The following is a 16280-nucleotide window of genomic DNA, read 5'->3' as shown; positions in this document are numbered from 1 at the left end:
AACAAAAGTTATATCTTCTTTTCTGCAACCATTCCCAGTATTGCTACTGCATCTTTAGGACCGGAATAAGGAGGAGCATAGGCAAGATCAACTTGAAACAGTTCTCCTGCAGTCATTCTATTGTAAATTGCTGTAGCCAGCACATCAATTCTTTTATCAGAACCTTCACCGCCGATTACCTCTGCTCCAACAATAACTCCATTTTCTCTATCAAAAATTCCTCGCAGATGAATTGGAGCAGTACCCGGATAATAGCTTGCATGATTATGAGCTTTAATTTTGACAGCCACAGCATCGATTTCTTCTTTTTCTGCCTCCTCCAGATCCAAACCAGTTTTTGCCACTGTCAGGTCGAATATTTTTGTAATTCCTGTTTTTAAAATACCATAATGTTTATAATCTCCACCGGCTGCATTTTCGCCAGCTGTTCTTCCCTGCTTATTTGCAGTAGAACCAAGAGGAACCCAGACATCTTTATTGGTCAGCAGATCAGTTGATTCCGCACAGTCACCTGCAGCATAAATATCTTTAAGATTTGTTTCTAATCTCTCATTAACTTTAATAGCTCCTGTTTTACCGATTTCAACTCCAGCTTTTTCTGCCAGCTCTGAATTGGCCTTAACTCCAATCGAAAGTAAGACAAGATCAGTTTCAATTTTTTTGCCAGAAGCAGTTACAACTTTCTCTACCCTGTCTTCACCCTCAAAATGATCCACTCCATCATCTAAAATCAGTTCAACTTCCTTTTCTCTTAAATGTTCTGCTACAATCTCGGCCATTTCTTTACTATAAGGAGGCAGCACCTGATCTTCCAGTTCAACAATTGTAACATCCATCCCCAGCTCCCTAAAAGATTCTGCCATCTCAAGACCAATCAGGCCGGCACCAATAATTACAACCTTTTGAGTTTCTTTTCGACTTAAAGCCACTTTTATCTGGTCGGCACTCTCAACAGAGCGAAGAGTAAAAATATTTTCCAGATCCAGACCTTCAAATGGGGGTTTAATTGGAGAAGCACCGGTAGCAATAATTAATTTATCATATTTATACTCACCCGTTTCTCCTGTGTTTAAATTCTTATATTTTAATTTTTTGCCATCTGTTTCAATTTGAGTAACCTCGTGTTGGAGCCTAACTTCGACATTATATTTTTCCTTAAAATCTTCCGCTGTATTCATTACTATTTCAGAACGGGAAGGTGTTACGCCAGAGATATAATAGGGAAGTCCACAGCCAGCATAAGAAATATCCGTTCCCTTTTCAAAAACTACAATTTCTGCTTCTTTATCTGTTCTCCTTGCTTTAGCTGCAGCACTTGTACCTGCTGCAACAGCACCAATAACAGCTATTTTCATCTTAAATTCCTCCTGTTAAAAATTTATTATAATTCAGTAAAGCATTTACTTAATTTAATCAATGTCTTCAGCCAGAAAAATACTTAACTGTCTGGAATAAATGTTTTTCAAATTTCACAGGCATTTTTCTCAACAACCTTAAATAGTGTATTATTAACTGTATTTTCTGAAGGTCTTGAAATAGCAGCCAGGTTTTCAAATGTTTTACTTAAAGAACAGTTAATAAATCCTGAAGGAAGATGACAGTTCAGATCCTGCATAATCAAATCAAAATGCCTCAATGCAAGTTCAGCTGCTGTAAGCGACTTTAAAGCACAGCTCCCCTTGGCTCCATCACAGTAAACTCCACTTGTATCACTGATTAAATTATTGATCGCCTCTTCTATTTTATCTTCTTTACCGGCCAGATAAAGTAAAGCTGCCAACACTCCCGGTGCTGCAGCATAAAAAAGCCCACAGAGTGCAGAAAGACGCCCCAGGTAAATTTTGGCATAATGACCAACCAGATGAGCAATCATTGTTGCCTTAAAAATTTCTTTATCTGAGATATTAAAATAATGTCGGGCACTGTGATAGGTAACCAGCGAAATAAAAATGCCCTGGTTACCACTACCTGAAGATGCCAGGGCTGGAGAAGCTGCTCCGGCCATTCTGGCTCCTGTACCATCAGCAGCTTTAGCTGCAATTTCATTTAGCTCATTAAAATCAGTTCGTTTTCTATATTTAACCCCAACTTCCGAACCAACTCCCTCTCTGCCAGCTCGGGCGATTACCGAGTTTAGTTTCAAGCCATCTTTTAATAACTGAAGCTGCCTATCTGAAAATTCTTTTTCTACTAGCTCAATTAACTGATAAATATTCATCGTCTTTAATTGAGCATTAAGATTTTTTAACTGCTGGTCAGCAGAAATTTTACTCTGATTTTGATAAACTATTTTACCATCAACTGTAATCTTTTTTAAATCATCATGACTGCCTTTAATCAGAGAGCGAACCTGATTATCAGCTTCAATAATTGCTTCCACATAAACTGGCATCTTTTCTTCCAGAACCTCAAATTCCACTCGCTCAATAATCCCCAGGGCCTGATCCAGTTTATCTTCTAGATCAGCTAATATTGTCAGTTTTCTTGCTAAGGGTTTATCGGCAAAATAACCTAAAGCGGCTGCTGTTTTATTTCCATAATACTTATTAATCCCCGGCAGGCCGGTTGACATACCATTTTTATAAACAAAACCATCAATCTTAATCTTGATTTTCTTTAGCTCACCCCGACTGTGTTCGGCTGCAGCAGCCACTGCAAAAGCCACCGCTCCCGGTTCAGTACATCCCTGAGCTAGAACAAGCTCTTTTTCTGCAAAAAGGTCCAGCAGTTCTGACATTTGATCACCTCAGCTTAATATTTTCTTTAAAACTAACCAGTAATAATAATCTCTTTAAATTTATAAACAGAGCATTTCCTTTATAAAGAATAATTCCTACTCTTAACTATACTATTCTAGATTTAACTGCTACTTCCTTGTCATAAAATTAATTATTATGAACAAATGTCAAAAAGATTAATTGTTTCAAAGAAAAACAGGCCCAAAACACTGACAGAACAGTAAGGAATAGAGAGAAAATTTTAAATTATATTTCTTCAGCAAAATTCTTGACGCCAGTTAGTTCTTATGCTATTATATTTATTGCAGTCAACAAAATTATATAAAAATTTGCCCTCATCGTCTAGGGGTCCAGGACACCAGGTTTTCATCCTGGCGGCAGGGGTTCGAATCCCCTTGAGGGTACCATTTTGAATCTAAGACAGCCAATTGGCTGTCTTTTTTGTTTATGCTCGTTTATGTTTGTTTATGTACACGCACCGTGAACCTGTCAGTTTTTGTCGATTAGCTGACAGTAGAAAAATTCTATGTTATAATTTATAATAAATATTCTCAATTTTAAATATATTTAATTAAAATCTGGAGGGATAGAATGAAAATATCAGCCGACAAGCATATCTATTCAATGTCTGCCCACAATAAGGAGGCTGCCAGCTGTCAGCCAGGTGAAACAGTAATTTTTGAGACACAGGACTGTTTTAGTAATCAGATTCAAAGTGAGGAAGTACTTTTTGAGTCGACAGACTGGGAGACAATTAATCCAGCAACTGGACCTCTAAAAATTGAAGGTGCTGAACCTGGAGACACACTGAAAATAGAAATCAAAAAAATCAAAGTAAAGGATCAGGGAGTTATGATTACCTCTCCGGAAATGGGATTTCTGGAAGAATTTATTACTGATTCGGAGACTAAAATTATTCCTATCGAAAATAATAAGGCTATTTTTAACGAAAAAATTAATATTGATCTCGATCCAATGATTGGAGTAATTGGTACTTCACCTGGCAAAGACGAGAAAGCTGTTCCCTGTGGTACACCAGCCTCCCATGGAGGAAATATGGACACCAAAGTAATTAAGGAAAATGCAATTCTTTATCTTCCGGTTAGAGTTCCTGGAGCAATGCTGGCAATAGGAGATCTGCATGCAGCCATGGGTGATGGCGAAGTTGTTGTAACAGGTATTGAAATTGCTGGTGAAGTTACTGTCAAAGTTGATCTAATAAAAAATAAGGAATTAAGTGATCCAATAGTTGAAACTGAACCAGCTTTTTATACTATTGCTTCGGGTACAGATCTGGATGCCGCTGCCAAAAAAGCGAGCAACAATATGTTTCAATTTTTGAACGAAAGACTTCCACTGAGTAATAATGAGCTTGCAATGCTGATGAGTATTATTTGTGATCTCCAGATTAGTCAGGTTGTTGATCCTCAAAAAACTGCCCGCATGAGAGTAGAAAAAAGGGTGTTAGAAAAATATGGTTTAAAGTATTAATTACAATTTTTATAATTTAAACAATGGCTGGCTTTTTTAGGTCAGCCTTTATTATTGCCGAAAAGCTAGCAAGCTCAAATTTCAGCTATTTGTCATTATTTTTTAGTTCTGATATAATTCAGATAGCATTTAATTTTAAGGGGTTTTAATCATGTACATAATCTATAATTTATTACTTGTTTTAATTTTCATAATCTATTCTCCTATCTTAATCTATAAAGAGCTTACTAATACAAACAAAAAAAATACCAAAGAACTTTTTGGCTTTTATGCAAATAAAATAAAAAGTCTAGCCACCAATAATAAAGTCATCTGGATTCACGCAGTTTCTGTCGGGGAAACTGTGGCCGCCAGTCCTGTTGTAAAAGAACTAAAAAAAGAACTACCCGAATACAAATTAATTTTTTCTACTACCACTTATACCGGCCAGAATATGGCCCACAAAATCATTGAGGATGCTGATGCTATAGTCTATTTTCCCTTTGATCTACCGTTTGCTGTTAATAAGGCTTTAAATATAATTAATCCTGATCTGATTATGATTATTGAAACTGAACTCTGGCCAAACTTTATCAAGATTGCAAACAAGCGAGGGCATAAAATAATCTATGCCAATGGTAGAATAAGTGATAGTAGTTACAAAAAATATAATTATTTAGGCTCAATTATGCCGGATATGCTTAATAATATTGACTGTCTGGCCATGCAGTCTGAACAGGATAAAAATAGAGTTATAGAACTTGGAGCTAATGAAAAAAAAGTATTTAACCTGGGAAATACAAAATTTGATCAGAATTATTCTCTAATTTCTGAAAACAAAAAAGAAAAATATCGAAAATTGTTTAAAATAAATAAAGATAATTTAGTTTTTGTTGCTGGTAGTACTCATCCTGATGAAGAAAAACATTTAATCCAGATTTATCAAGAGCTAAAAAAGGAATTTCCTAATTTATATTTTATTGTTGCTCCCCGTGATATTGAAAGAGCAGCTGAAATCAATGAAATTTTTAAAACAAATAATATTGATGCTGTAAAAAAAACAGAGCTTAAGAATAACAATTCTAAAAAAATTGAAGCTCTTATTTTAAATACTATCGGGGAACTGGCACAAATATACAGTATTGCTGATCTAGTTTTTGTAGGAGGCAGTATGATGGGAAAAGGGGGGCATAATGTACTGGAGCCTGCCGCCCAGGGAAAACTGGTGTTTTTCGGTCCGGATATGTCTAATTTTAAAGACAGCAGGGATCTTTTAATTAAAAATGATGCCGGAATACAGGTAAATACCTGGCAGAGTTTAAAAAAAGAACTTAATTATTATTTAAATAATAAAAACAATTTAAAGAACAGGGGAGAAAAAGCCAGAAAAGTAATTCTAAATAATAGAGGTGCTTCTAAAAGAATTCTTAACCATACTTTAAAAATAATCAAACAGAAAAGCTGTCAGCATCAAGACTGACAGCTTATAAGTTATATATTAGCTATTTTCAAAAATAACTTTTTTCTACATTATTCGCTTTCATAGTCGTCATCCTGATTACTGCCGCTGTCATCATCTTCTCCATGTTCTTCTGATTCATTATCCTGATTATCATAGTCTTCTGTCTCATTACCTTCATTATGATGTTCTCCACTTTCATTCTGATAATTATTTTTCTCATCTTCAAAAGATTTTAATATTTTACCAGTATCTGCATCAATACTTACCTCATGATTTCCATTTGAATCAGTAAATTCTACTTCAAAAAATGTTTTACCATTTTCCAATTCTTTGTCAACTGATTTAACCTGGGCATTAGTATATTTCTCTTTTACAACCTTAATAGCCTTTTCCATATTAAAAATATTAGATTTCTGATCAGCTGCCTGAACCCTATTTTCGGATAAAGTAAATATACCTCCCACAAAACCAAAAACAAATACAGCTAACATTGATGTTGCTATTATTTTCTTCAACATATTTTTCATCCTTTCCTTTTTTTAATTTCTTTTTTACTACAATTTCATTTTATACTTTAAAAATTAAACAAATGTTAATTATAGATTAAAGTATTTTAATATTCATATTGATTTTTAGTCAGCGACTTCTGCAGCACCTGCATCCTTTTCTATCTTAAAATTAAGAGTTTTATAGCCTTTCACATGCAGATAAACATCAAAAATCAAACCATTAGTTGAACTTCCATATAATCCATTCATATTTGCAGAATAATGATCTTTAGCAATTTTATTGTCAAAATGAAGAGTTAATTCACTTTCTGCAGCAATTTCTGAATTAAGTTTCTGATAATACGATTCTTCGGCACCTGTTTTTTTATCAGTTATTGTATAATAGAGTTCTATATTGCTCAAAGATTTTTTCCCTTTATTTAATAATGTTATTTGCAGATGGTCAGGAAGATCCGAATGATTAGTATCAAAATTATCTTCTACCCTTGCATCCTTTACCCTTATTTGTAAATCTCGGCTGCCGCTTTCTTTAATAGGATTACTCAATTGAACAGGATTATTATCATCTTTATCATTCATTCCATCACCATCACTATCAGCAGCATAAGGATTAGTTCCATATACTTTTTCTACATCATTGGGAATTCCATCTTTATCACTGTCCAAATTATTTCCAGCCGCATATATTTTACTAGCACCTCCAAAAAAAACTATTAATGCTGCTAATAATAGCAAAGTCAATGTGAGCCAATTACTCTTTTTTACTTTCATCATAATCTTTTACCTCCATAGTTATTATTTTTAACTTTTTAATATATTATCTATTTAAAGATTTTCTCTGCGCAAAAAAACCAGATAAGACAGCATACTTAAAATTATATTAGGCACTAATAAACCTGCCAGATTTAGCCACTTTAGATTAGCTATTTCCCAGGCAGTATTATTTTTAAAACCAGGTTTAACTCCTAAGAGAGCAAAACTAATTCTTTCAAAATGTTTGGTTGGAGAAAGTTCTTCTATTCCATTTCTAAGTGTTTCATAGAATTTAAATTTATTGACTATCTGTTTCTCCTGAGCTCTGTTGAGTCCCATACTTGCGAAAAATCCACCAGGAAGTTGGTTATCCATATCCATGGTATCGCCAATTTGAGGGAATATAAAAGCAAATACAAGCCAGATAATTATTACTGTAAGCAGGGCATAGTTTTTATATGGTAGAAGCAGAGTTACAAACAAAGAAATTATAAAAAACAAGGCCATATATAAAAATGAAGCGGCAAAGAAAAAGATTAATCTTATTAAATCCGCCTGACTAAGACTAACTCCCCCCAAAGCAGTAAGAAAAATAATTGTTACAGCTGCAATAGCAAAGTTAATTAAAGCTAAGAGCAGCAGATTCCCACCCAACTTTCCATTAATAAGCTGGTCCCTATAAATTGATCTGGATAGTATCAGTTTAAATGTACCATTTTTCCTCTCTTTGCTTACTGCATAATTACCGAGGACTATTGCTAATAAAGCACCAATCATAGCAACATAATTTACAAAGCTCTTTGATACTGAGAGAGGATTAAGGCTGGGCATTGGTGGTAAATTAGTTTTACCCATTGACTTTAAAAACTCAATAGACCTATTGTACTGTGCTATCTGGGAGTGGACCTGTAAGGTCCCCAAAACTATTGATACTATAGTTAAAATAAGCAGCAAAATAAGTATGGAAAGAAAAAATTTATTATTTAAAGAATCTTTAATCTCCTTTCTAGCAATCACTATCATTTCACTCATTAAGTTCACCTCCATTTAAAATATTTATCTTCTTCCAAATCTGCGAAAATAATATATTGTTCCCATTATCATAATAATCAGCAGAATCAGGATTACCAAAAAGTAATTTGGATTCTTTTTAACAGTAATTGAGCCAATTAAAATTTTTGTCTGAGAATGCTGATTATAGGCAATTACTGAAATCTCTTTGTTAGCAGCTGCCTGTGATGAAGGAACAAATATATCCACATTAAATGATCCTTTTTCTCCAGCTTTAAGATCCATTTGTTTGGGTTTAATATTTTCTATTAACCACTTTTTCGGCAGCTCAAATTTAAGTTTAATATTTTTTAGAGTCTCTGTTCCTATGTTTCCAACTGTAACTGAAAAACTTTGATTTTCACCACTGATCAAATTCAAATCTCGAGGATAATCTGCGATTGTGAGCTGATAATCTTTATTAATTTTAATGTTAAGTGGTAGAGATTTAGTAATATTACCCTCTTTTTTCAAGACTGCCCGGAATGAAAGATGATCAGCTTTTGAGTTTTCTGGTATTTTTAATTTCAAGTCTATTTTTTTACTATTCCCTGCAGTTAAACTAAAATTGGTTTCTGAAAATGACTTATAATCCAGACTGCTGATATATTCTTTTTGAAGATTTAATATCTGAAAAGAATAATTATGTTCTCTCTGGTCATTATTTTTAATTAGAAAAGTATAATCAACCTGCTGACCCCCTGCTGCCTCTTTGCTGAGATAAATAGGACTGGTAGCAAAAGTCTGAGCTGCTGCTCCTGAACTAAATCCTGGTGCCAAGACTATCCAAATTATTAATACAGTTAATATTCTTTTCATTTAATTACCTTCTTTTAAAAAACTATTGTATGAACCAAAAAGCATAAAAAGCCCAGGAACTAGAAGATATATAATAGATCGCAGATTAAGCTTCAATAATGTAAAAAGAGAAAGTTGAGCATGTTCTGGAACTACCTGCAGAAGGTCACGACCTATATTTTTAAATTGTACTGTAGGAGAAAATATCTCTATTGTCTTAGAGATCAGTGTATCCTGCGGCATTTGATTCATGGTTTGACTTATATTATTCAGTACATAAACATAATTTTTTTGGCTTTCAGCCAGCTGTGGAATAACATAACTTACTCCCATCCAGATAATTAGCATTAATAAAAAAGCAAAAGTACTGTTTTGACTCTTGAGAGAAACAAATAATGAGGCAAGATAAAAACTTATCATATAATAAAAAGCAAAAACAAAAAAAACAGTTAAACGACTAAATTCAGCAAAATTAATATTCATTCCAGATACCACTGTAAAAAGGAAACAATTAAAAACTAAAGTTATTATTAATAAACCTGCAATTACGAACGCTCCTCCAAAAAGTTTACCATTTATCAGCTGATCTCTGTAAATTGGTCTTGAAAGTAAAAGCTTAATTGTCCCCTCCTCTCTTTCTTCACTAAAAGAATTGAACCCAAGAAATATAGCAACAATCGAGCCTATTACCGCAACATAATTTATAATATTTTTCAAAATTGATAAGGGGAATATCTTCGGCTCTGCTGGAATAGAAGTAGCTCCCTGTGATTTCAATAAGTTAACAATATCCTGATATGCTGTGATTTCAGCATTTTTGGTTGCTGACCCTATATACACTGATAGAATAGAAAGCAGAAGGAAAAGTAAAGCAACTGCAAGAAAAGCCTTATCTTTAAATGCAGTTTTTATTTCTTTAGATGCTATAGACAGTATTTTCCCCATTATTTTGATCCCCCTCAATCCGGAAATATATATCCTCAAGAGATTTTTCACTACCAAATTTTTTCTTAATATTTATTAAAGAATCTGTCATCAGCAATTGCCCGTGACTTATTATTCCAATACTACTGCAGATTTTTTTCACTTCTGATAAAAGATGGGTATTTAGAAATATAGTCGTATTCCACTTATTATTTATATATAAGAGCAGATCACGGATGCTTTTGGTCCCCTGTGGATCCAAACCTGATGTTGGTTCATCTAAGAATAATATCCTGGGTTTATGCAGTAAGGCCTGAGCTATACCGATACGCTGTCTCATTCCTTTAGAAAATTCCCTGACTTTTGTATCTTTCCAGGAGTGCATCTCTAAATCCTTAAGAACCTCATTTATCCTTTTCTCAACATTTTCAACCCCAGATAAACTACCAAAAAAATAGAGATTTTCAAAAGCTGTTAAGTTGCTGTATAAGTTAACATTTTCTGGTAAATAACCAAGCATGCTTCTTACTTTAAGATTATCTTTTACAACATCATAACCAGCAATCTCAGCACTTCCACTGCTTGGTCTGATTAATGAGACCAGCATAGAAATTGTTGTTGTTTTCCCTGCTCCATTATGTCCCAGGAAGCCAAATATTTCACCCTCTCCTACTTTAAAACTTAAATTATCAACAGCTGTAAAACCATCGTAATTTTTAGTTAAACTATTTATTACCAACATTTTTATCACCACTTTTTAAGATTATTATTACCTCTTGCTCTGATTTAAATTTTACAACTTAGATATTAGAGATTTATTAATTAAAAATGAGATTTTTTTAATCTTTAAAATAACAGAGATAAAAAAAGGCATCGCCCAGCTGGAGTTATCTCAGCTGAACAATGCCTTTAATAATTATCAAAAATTATTTATTTTTTAATAAAACTTTGAGTTAATTAAATATTTTAACTGAACTCTATTTATTCAACTACCAATATATATGCTTTGCCATCCGTGAAAAAAGGATCTCCTACAAAATTACTTCCCAGTTTAGGCGCGACAAATTGATATTTTTCTGCAGATTTGATCAGAGAAGTAGTCTCTAAATCATCAAAAAGATATTCCCTCTCACTATCAATATCAGGATCAATCTTATGAGTTATACCCCACTTAATTCCACTATCAAAACTTGCCGTACCTACATATATTTTCTCTCCATCATTGGTTATAAAATTAGTCTCCCAGAATCGAGCATGATGACGAACTCTAATATTATCACTAGAATCTGGTTTTTCAAAAGCAAGATCATTAACCTTTGAATTCCAGAAATCAGGTGTAACCGGTGCACTGGGATATGGTTTTTTTAATAAAGCCGCTTTTGCAGCTTTATATAAAGTATATATGTTGATTTCATCTGCTGTATTCCAGCCAGCACTTTGAAAAGTTCTGATTAATTGTTTTTCATTATTAGCCACGATAATAAAACTTATCGGTTCTCCTTTTTCTCCTAAAAGCGACTCTGTATATTTAAGCCTACTGCCTTCAAAAACATTGAGAGCTTTACTAACAATTAGTGGCTTCTGTGGGGGAGTTGTTCTATATGGAATTTGATATTCTAAGGAAAAAAATGTATATGAGCCAACTGCTAAAATTATTATTATAACTGAAATTATTTGTTTTACCAGTCCGGACAATTCTACATCTTTAAATTTATGGAAAATATTTTTTTGATTAAGAGTTAAATATTCTGAAACACTTATTGCTATAATCAACCACAGAGCTCCAACTAAATATCCAGCCCAGACATCACTTAAAAAGTGTACACCCAGATAAAGTCTACTGAAACCAATAGCTATAATTAATATCAAACCTGTAAAAAATATATTTATCTTATTTTTCCAGCTAGAAATTTCCTTCACTAAAAAATAAGTTAAAAAACCATAAAACGCAACTGAAATTGTAGCATGACCACTGGGAAAAGAAAAAGAACTTTCTTGATAAATTGCAACAACCGGCCTTGGTCTATGAAAAAGTAATTTACCGATATAGGTAAATAACACACTACCTGTAATGCTAATCAGGATTGGAATTATATATGATTTTTTATTCCAGAGCCATAAAATTAAAATTATACTAAATGTAAAAACTAATATAACCTGCCATTTCCCGAGAAAAGTAATCCAGAAAAATATATCTGTAAGAGTTTCATTTCTAAAAATCGTCAAAAGATTTGCTATTCTATGATCCACACTAATAATTAAATCAGTAGTTAGAAAATCTTCAATAATACCTCCTAAAAGAGCCATTACATAGATTAAAGACAAAACAAAAAGAGTAACTGGAAGACCAAAAAAATTATTCCTATCAAATCTTTTTCTTAGAAATGAAAAGAATGCCTTATGCTGCTCAACAAATTCTTTTACTTCTTTATTTTCGATCACAGCCCTTTTTATCGATTCACCTATTGAAACAAGTAAAGTTAAAAGTTCCTTTCCTCTACTCAAAGCAAAATGTTTGAGTAAATATATTAAAATCACAAAAACAATTAATCCTGTAAAGAAAATTGTAAACCTTGTAGACCAGAGGGCAACAAGCTGCCAGGTTCTACCAAAAAAGTAGCCAAGAGCAATATGAGACGCTGCCCATAATATGCTGCTTAAAATATTCCACAGCAAAAAAACTTTAGCATCTAGCTCAAAAAAACCGGCTATAAATGGGATAATAGGTCTTACCCAGCCAACGAATCGCCCCAGAAAAACACTTTTAGCTCCATAATGTTCAAAAAACTTTCGGCCTTTTATAAAAAGTTCCTGATTAAATATTTTACCATCCTGATTAAAGGGGACTTTTTTATTTCTTCCTAAACGAAAACTATAATTATCTCCTAAAACAGCAGCCAGAAAGACTAAAAGATATAAAATGATAATATTCAAACTGCCGTGAGCTGCTAAAAATCCTCCAATAATAACAGCTATACTTCCCGGTACTATTAAACCTATAAAAGCAAAAGATTCAAAAAAAGCCAGAATAGCTATTAATAGATAACCAAAAATAGAGAAATTTTGAATTAATGATATTAGATAATTATAATAATTACTCATAGCGAAATCCCCTCTTTAATAAATTTAATTTCATGAAGAATTATATTCATTCTGAAGATAGATATATAGCTTATTGAAAACAAATAAAAAGCTTATTTTTATAGTCCAGGTAGCAAAATAATATAAATTTTTAAACTACAGGGAGCTTAATTATAAAGGTTGTTCCTATACCAGCACTACTCTCAAAATTAATACTTCCTTCGTGAGACTCCACTATCCATTCACAAATAGCAAGCCCCAGACCAGTGCCCCCCTTTTTACGAGACCGTGACTTATCCACCCGATAAAATCTCTCAAATATATTATCTTGATCTTCTTCAGGAATACCCCTACCGGTATCTTTAATTTTAATTATTAAATTTCCATCATTTTTTTCGGTAATTATCTTAACTTCTCCACCTTTTGGTGTATATTTAATAGCATTATCAATTAAATTAAGAAGTAGTTGAATAATCATACTTTGATCTGCTAAAACACTTATGCTTTCGCTCGACTGTTCAGTAATTATTTTTATATTTTTATTTTCAGCAACTGCGCTAAACTCTCCCGCCACAATTTTCACTAATTCATTAATATCAAACTCTTCTTTTTCAATAATCTGCTTTCCACTATCACTTCTTGCAAGCAGTAAGAGCTGTTCAATTAAATGCCCCATATAATCAGACTGCTTTTTTATGATTTTCAGGGTTTCTTCACATTCTTCTTTTAAATCTTTTCTTCTCAGAATCTTTTCCGATTGAGCTCTGATTACAGTTATTGGAGTCCTTAGTTCATGAGAAGCATCTGAAGTAAACTGTTTTTCTCTTTCAAAGGCCTTCTCCAGCCTTGCAAAAAGCTGATTTAAAGTTACAATCAGACTGCCCACTTCATCGTCAGTATTTTTTTCTTCAATTCTTTGCCCCAAACTACTGGAACTTATTTCTCTGGCAGTAGTACTAATTTTCTCTATTGGGGAAAGAGCCTTCCCAGCCAAAAAGTAGCCGCCAGTAATAGCTGCTATTAAAAAAATTGATATACCCAGTATTGAAATTAATATTAATTTATCTAATATTTTTTCTTCCGAATCCAGCCGTTCTGCTACCCTAATCCAGCCCGAAGTACTTTGACTGGTTATCGGTAAAGTTATTAACGCCCAATCTTCATCAATATTATCATTTTCTAATTTAATGACAGAAAAAATATTATCAGTCTTCAATTTGTCTGGTAAAATATAGTTTTGTTTATTGGTTAATACCAAATTCTTATTCGCAGCATAATAAGCTATTAAATAATCTTTATCAGCATTTTCTTTTACTTCATTAATGATTGGACTGATTTCGATGTTTTCCTCTCTAAGATCATTATTCTCAATTTCTCTAATGATTTGTTCTCCCTGATTTTTTAGCCTAATTTCTACCTGGTTATATATATATTGTTCTACATTTAAAAATATAAAACTGCTAAAGGCAATTAAAGTCATTGTTAAAATAATTATATACCATAAAGTTAATCTTGTCTTTATTTTTAATCTAAGTTTCATTTTCAATTACCTTTATCCTGTAGCCTCTACCATGAACCGTTTCAATTAATTTTGGCTCGAAATCATTATCAATTTTTTGTCTCAAATAACGTATATATACATCAACAATGTTAGATGTATTTCCATATCGATAATCCCAGACATGTTCTTCTATCTGGGTTCGAGACAGTACCTGGCCTCTGTTCCTCGTCAGATATTCCAGAACAGCATATTCCTTAACTGTTAAAGGTATTTCAATTCCTCCGCGTAAGACTTTATGGTTTACCGTATCAATTACAAGATCTCCGGTCATAAGTTGATTATTATTCTCTTCAATACCTCTTCTAAGTAATGCTCTAACTCTTGCAACCAGCTCACCAAAAGCAAAAGGTTTGGTTAGATAATCATCTGCACCGCTGTTTAATCCCTTTATCTTATCTTCTACCATATCCTTTGCTGTTAATATTAAGATCGCTGTATTAATACCGTACTCTCTAATTTCTTTTAAAGCTTCCATTCCATTTTTAACTGGTAGCATTAAATCTAATATTATTATATCGTATTCATAATCCCAGGCAAAATTAACAGCCTGCTGGCCATCACTTACTGTATCAACAACAAAGCCTTCTTCCTCAAGCCCTTTTTTAATTACATCTGATAAATCCTTTTCATCTTCTACAACTAAAATTCTCATTTATCAGCACCTCTTTAAATAAATATGTAAAATAACTTTAGTTCACTGATTACTTGTGCTCTTTCTGTTCTTTTTAATTAAATATAAATTTCGTAGATAAATAAAAGAACCGGTTGACTGTCCCACAATAAAAACTGGATCTCGCCGATGAATTGCATAAACTAACAAAGTAAGACTTCCTGCAATACTAAAATACCAGAAAGCATTTGGAACTATACTTTTTTTTGCTTTTTCTGAAGCAATCCATTGAATAATAAAACGTAAGGTAAACATCGCCTGACCAACAAATCCAATTATTATCCATATCATAGATTAATCCCTCTTTATATTATAATTAATAATTCTTTTCTTCATCCACCGCATAACTAGTGTATCAAATAATCCTCTCCACATTCTGTTATTAATCCCATATTTAGACTGACCATATTTTCGGGGATAATGGTTAACCGGAACCTGTTTTACTTCATATCCATTAATTCTGGCTAAAGTAGGGTAAAATCTGTGCATACCTTTAAAAGGATAAAATTCTTTATGAATCTCATTTTTAAAAACTTTTAGTGGGCAACCTGTATCAGTAATCTTTTCACCGGTAATAAAGTTTCGAACCCCATTACCAACTACTGAAGAAATTTTTTTAATCAAACCATCATTCCGGTTGGTCCGCATCCCGATTACCATATCATAATCATTTAAAAAGGGAATCAGTTTAGGTATATCAGCAGGACTGACCTGGAGATCTGCATCTAAAGTAATTATATATTCTCCTTCCGCTTCTTTAAAACCAGCTAAGAAAGCAGCAGTCTGACCATTATTTTTAGTAAAATGTATTGCTGAAAGTCTATTTATTTTTTCCTGCAGCAAATCTATTTTTTGACTGCTGCCATCCTGACTTCCATCATCTACATAAATTATTTGATAATTATATTCTTGTTCATTTAATTCATTAACCTGAATTATTCATAGCAACCACGAAATAAATTGTCAGGCCCAGTATATCAATAATCTATTAAAATATTGTTTTCACCCAGTGGGTGAAAGAGTTTTATTAAAATTTTTCTCTAAAAGCATAGAAAAGGGAGCCCCTTTCCTTTATAATAATAGTAACTACACCAAAATTAAAAGGAGGGACTCCATGTGGTTACTATATCTGAAAAAAAGGTGAATTTCAAGTCGAATATAAGAATAAATTTTAATGGTGGTGATTTAACTTCCGATTCCGGTCTGCTAATTTTTAAAGAATTTGATAATCAAATTGGCTTCAGTCAGGAAATAAAGAACGTTT

Annotated in this window: 16 protein-coding genes and 1 tRNA gene; 4 read left to right on the top strand and 13 right to left on the bottom strand. The window is 32.8% G+C overall.

Going from position 1 to position 16280, the window contains the following annotated elements; translation table 11 throughout:
- Positions 1-8: 8 nt before the first annotated feature.
- Both BW929_RS12270 and BW929_RS12265 read right to left on the bottom strand, forming a co-directional pair.
- Complete coding sequence (locus BW929_RS12270; RefSeq protein WP_076545782.1) at positions 9-1355, bottom strand: FAD-dependent oxidoreductase; 1347 nt, start codon at positions 1353-1355, stop codon at positions 9-11.
- A 107-nt stretch (positions 1356-1462) separates the two neighbouring features.
- Positions 1463-2737: an L-serine ammonia-lyase, iron-sulfur-dependent, subunit alpha gene (locus BW929_RS12265; protein ID WP_076545781.1), complete on the bottom strand. Its 1275-nt coding sequence runs from the start codon at positions 2735-2737 to the stop codon at positions 1463-1465.
- 332 nt (positions 2738-3069) lie between these two features.
- Here BW929_RS12265 and BW929_RS12260 point away from each other — a divergent pair.
- From BW929_RS12260 to BW929_RS12250, 3 genes are all read left to right on the top strand, one after another.
- Positions 3070-3145, top strand: a tRNA-Glu gene (locus tag BW929_RS12260).
- Between the two features lie 184 nt (positions 3146-3329).
- Positions 3330-4229 (top strand): acetamidase/formamidase family protein, encoded by a 900-nt coding sequence (locus BW929_RS12255; protein WP_076545780.1) that lies wholly within the window; start codon positions 3330-3332, stop codon positions 4227-4229.
- Between the two features lie 151 nt (positions 4230-4380).
- Entirely contained in the window at positions 4381-5688 is a 1308-nt protein-coding gene (locus BW929_RS12250; protein WP_076545779.1) for a 3-deoxy-D-manno-octulosonic acid transferase, read from the top strand.
- 50 nt (positions 5689-5738) lie between these two features.
- Here BW929_RS12250 and BW929_RS12245 read toward each other — a convergent pair whose 3' ends face one another.
- The 11 genes from BW929_RS12245 to BW929_RS12195 form a co-directional block, all read right to left on the bottom strand.
- Positions 5739-6188, bottom strand: coding sequence for a PepSY domain-containing protein (locus tag BW929_RS12245; RefSeq protein WP_076545778.1), 450 nt, complete (start codon positions 6186-6188; stop codon positions 5739-5741).
- 114 nt (positions 6189-6302) lie between these two features.
- The gene (locus BW929_RS12240; protein WP_076545777.1) at positions 6303-6953 is read right to left on the bottom strand and encodes a hypothetical protein; all 651 of its coding nucleotides are present in this window, start codon (positions 6951-6953) and stop codon (positions 6303-6305) included.
- Positions 6954-7004: 51 nt separating this feature from the next.
- Entirely contained in the window at positions 7005-7964 is a 960-nt protein-coding gene (locus tag BW929_RS12235; RefSeq protein ID WP_076545776.1) for an ABC transporter permease, read from the bottom strand.
- Between the two features lie 24 nt (positions 7965-7988).
- Entirely contained in the window at positions 7989-8801 is an 813-nt protein-coding gene (locus BW929_RS12230) for a COG1470 family protein (protein ID WP_076545775.1), read from the bottom strand.
- Positions 8802-9725: an ABC transporter permease gene (locus BW929_RS12225; protein ID WP_076545774.1), complete on the bottom strand. Its 924-nt coding sequence runs from the start codon at positions 9723-9725 to the stop codon at positions 8802-8804.
- Positions 9697-10446 carry an ABC transporter ATP-binding protein gene (locus BW929_RS12220; RefSeq protein WP_076545773.1) on the bottom strand — a complete coding sequence of 250 codons (750 nt, stop codon included), beginning with the start codon at positions 10444-10446 and terminating at the stop codon, positions 9697-9699. The genes BW929_RS12225 and BW929_RS12220 overlap by 29 nt, the downstream gene beginning before the upstream one ends.
- 239 nt (positions 10447-10685) lie before the next feature.
- Positions 10686-12806: an LssY C-terminal domain-containing protein gene (locus BW929_RS12215; RefSeq protein ID WP_076545772.1), complete on the bottom strand. Its 2121-nt coding sequence runs from the start codon at positions 12804-12806 to the stop codon at positions 10686-10688.
- A gap of 130 nt (positions 12807-12936) precedes the next feature.
- Entirely contained in the window at positions 12937-14325 is a 1389-nt protein-coding gene (locus BW929_RS12210; protein ID WP_076545803.1) for a sensor histidine kinase, read from the bottom strand.
- On the bottom strand, positions 14315-14998 hold the full coding sequence (locus BW929_RS12205) for a response regulator transcription factor (protein ID WP_076545771.1): 684 nt from the start codon (positions 14996-14998) through the stop codon (positions 14315-14317). Before BW929_RS12205 ends, BW929_RS12210 begins: the two co-directional genes overlap by 11 nt.
- Before the next feature lie 42 nt (positions 14999-15040).
- On the bottom strand, positions 15041-15307 hold the full coding sequence (locus BW929_RS12200; RefSeq protein ID WP_076545770.1) for a lipid-A-disaccharide synthase N-terminal domain-containing protein: 267 nt from the start codon (positions 15305-15307) through the stop codon (positions 15041-15043).
- A gap of 3 nt (positions 15308-15310) precedes the next feature.
- Positions 15311-15952: a glycosyltransferase family 2 protein gene (locus tag BW929_RS12195; protein WP_268762636.1), complete on the bottom strand. Its 642-nt coding sequence runs from the start codon at positions 15950-15952 to the stop codon at positions 15311-15313.
- A 180-nt stretch (positions 15953-16132) separates the two neighbouring features.
- Between BW929_RS12195 and BW929_RS15660 the strand changes: the two genes are divergently transcribed.
- On the top strand, positions 16133-16280 hold a 148-nt coding region (locus BW929_RS15660; protein ID WP_200805247.1), incomplete at its 3' end, for a transposase.

The sequence above is a fragment of the Halanaerobium kushneri genome (assembly GCF_900156285.1).
GTDB classification, from domain to species: domain Bacteria; phylum Bacillota; class Halanaerobiia; order Halanaerobiales; family Halanaerobiaceae; genus Halanaerobium; species Halanaerobium kushneri.
This window is presented reverse-complemented; position numbering and strand designations above follow the sequence as displayed.

Bases quoted from the DNA above. Each gene is read 5' to 3' on its own strand.
- BW929_RS12250 (WP_076545779.1), top strand. From the start codon at position 4,381: ATGTACATAATCTATAATTTATTACTTGTTTTAATTTTCATAATCTAT.
- BW929_RS12240 (WP_076545777.1), bottom strand. From the start codon at position 6,953: ATGATGAAAGTAAAAAAGAGTAATTGGCTCACATTGACTTTGCTATTA.
- BW929_RS12220 (WP_076545773.1), bottom strand. From the start codon at position 10,446: ATGTTGGTAATAAATAGTTTAACTAAAAATTACGATGGTTTTACAGCT.
- BW929_RS12255 (WP_076545780.1), top strand. From the start codon at position 3,330: ATGAAAATATCAGCCGACAAGCATATCTATTCAATGTCTGCCCACAAT.
- BW929_RS12265 (WP_076545781.1), bottom strand. From the start codon at position 2,737: ATGTCAGAACTGCTGGACCTTTTTGCAGAAAAAGAGCTTGTTCTAGCT.
- BW929_RS12225 (WP_076545774.1), bottom strand. From the start codon at position 9,725: ATGGGGAAAATACTGTCTATAGCATCTAAAGAAATAAAAACTGCATTT.
- BW929_RS12235 (WP_076545776.1), bottom strand. From the start codon at position 7,964: ATGAGTGAAATGATAGTGATTGCTAGAAAGGAGATTAAAGATTCTTTA.
- BW929_RS12205 (WP_076545771.1), bottom strand. From the start codon at position 14,998: ATGAGAATTTTAGTTGTAGAAGATGAAAAGGATTTATCAGATGTAATT.
- BW929_RS12270 (WP_076545782.1), bottom strand. From the start codon at position 1,355: ATGAAAATAGCTGTTATTGGTGCTGTTGCAGCAGGTACAAGTGCTGCA.
- BW929_RS12230 (WP_076545775.1), bottom strand. From the start codon at position 8,801: ATGAAAAGAATATTAACTGTATTAATAATTTGGATAGTCTTGGCACCA.
- BW929_RS12215 (WP_076545772.1), bottom strand. From the start codon at position 12,806: ATGAGTAATTATTATAATTATCTAATATCATTAATTCAAAATTTCTCT.
- BW929_RS12210 (WP_076545803.1), bottom strand. From the start codon at position 14,325: ATGAAACTTAGATTAAAAATAAAGACAAGATTAACTTTATGGTATATA.
- BW929_RS12245 (WP_076545778.1), bottom strand. From the start codon at position 6,188: ATGTTGAAGAAAATAATAGCAACATCAATGTTAGCTGTATTTGTTTTT.
- BW929_RS12200 (WP_076545770.1), bottom strand. From the start codon at position 15,307: ATGATATGGATAATAATTGGATTTGTTGGTCAGGCGATGTTTACCTTA.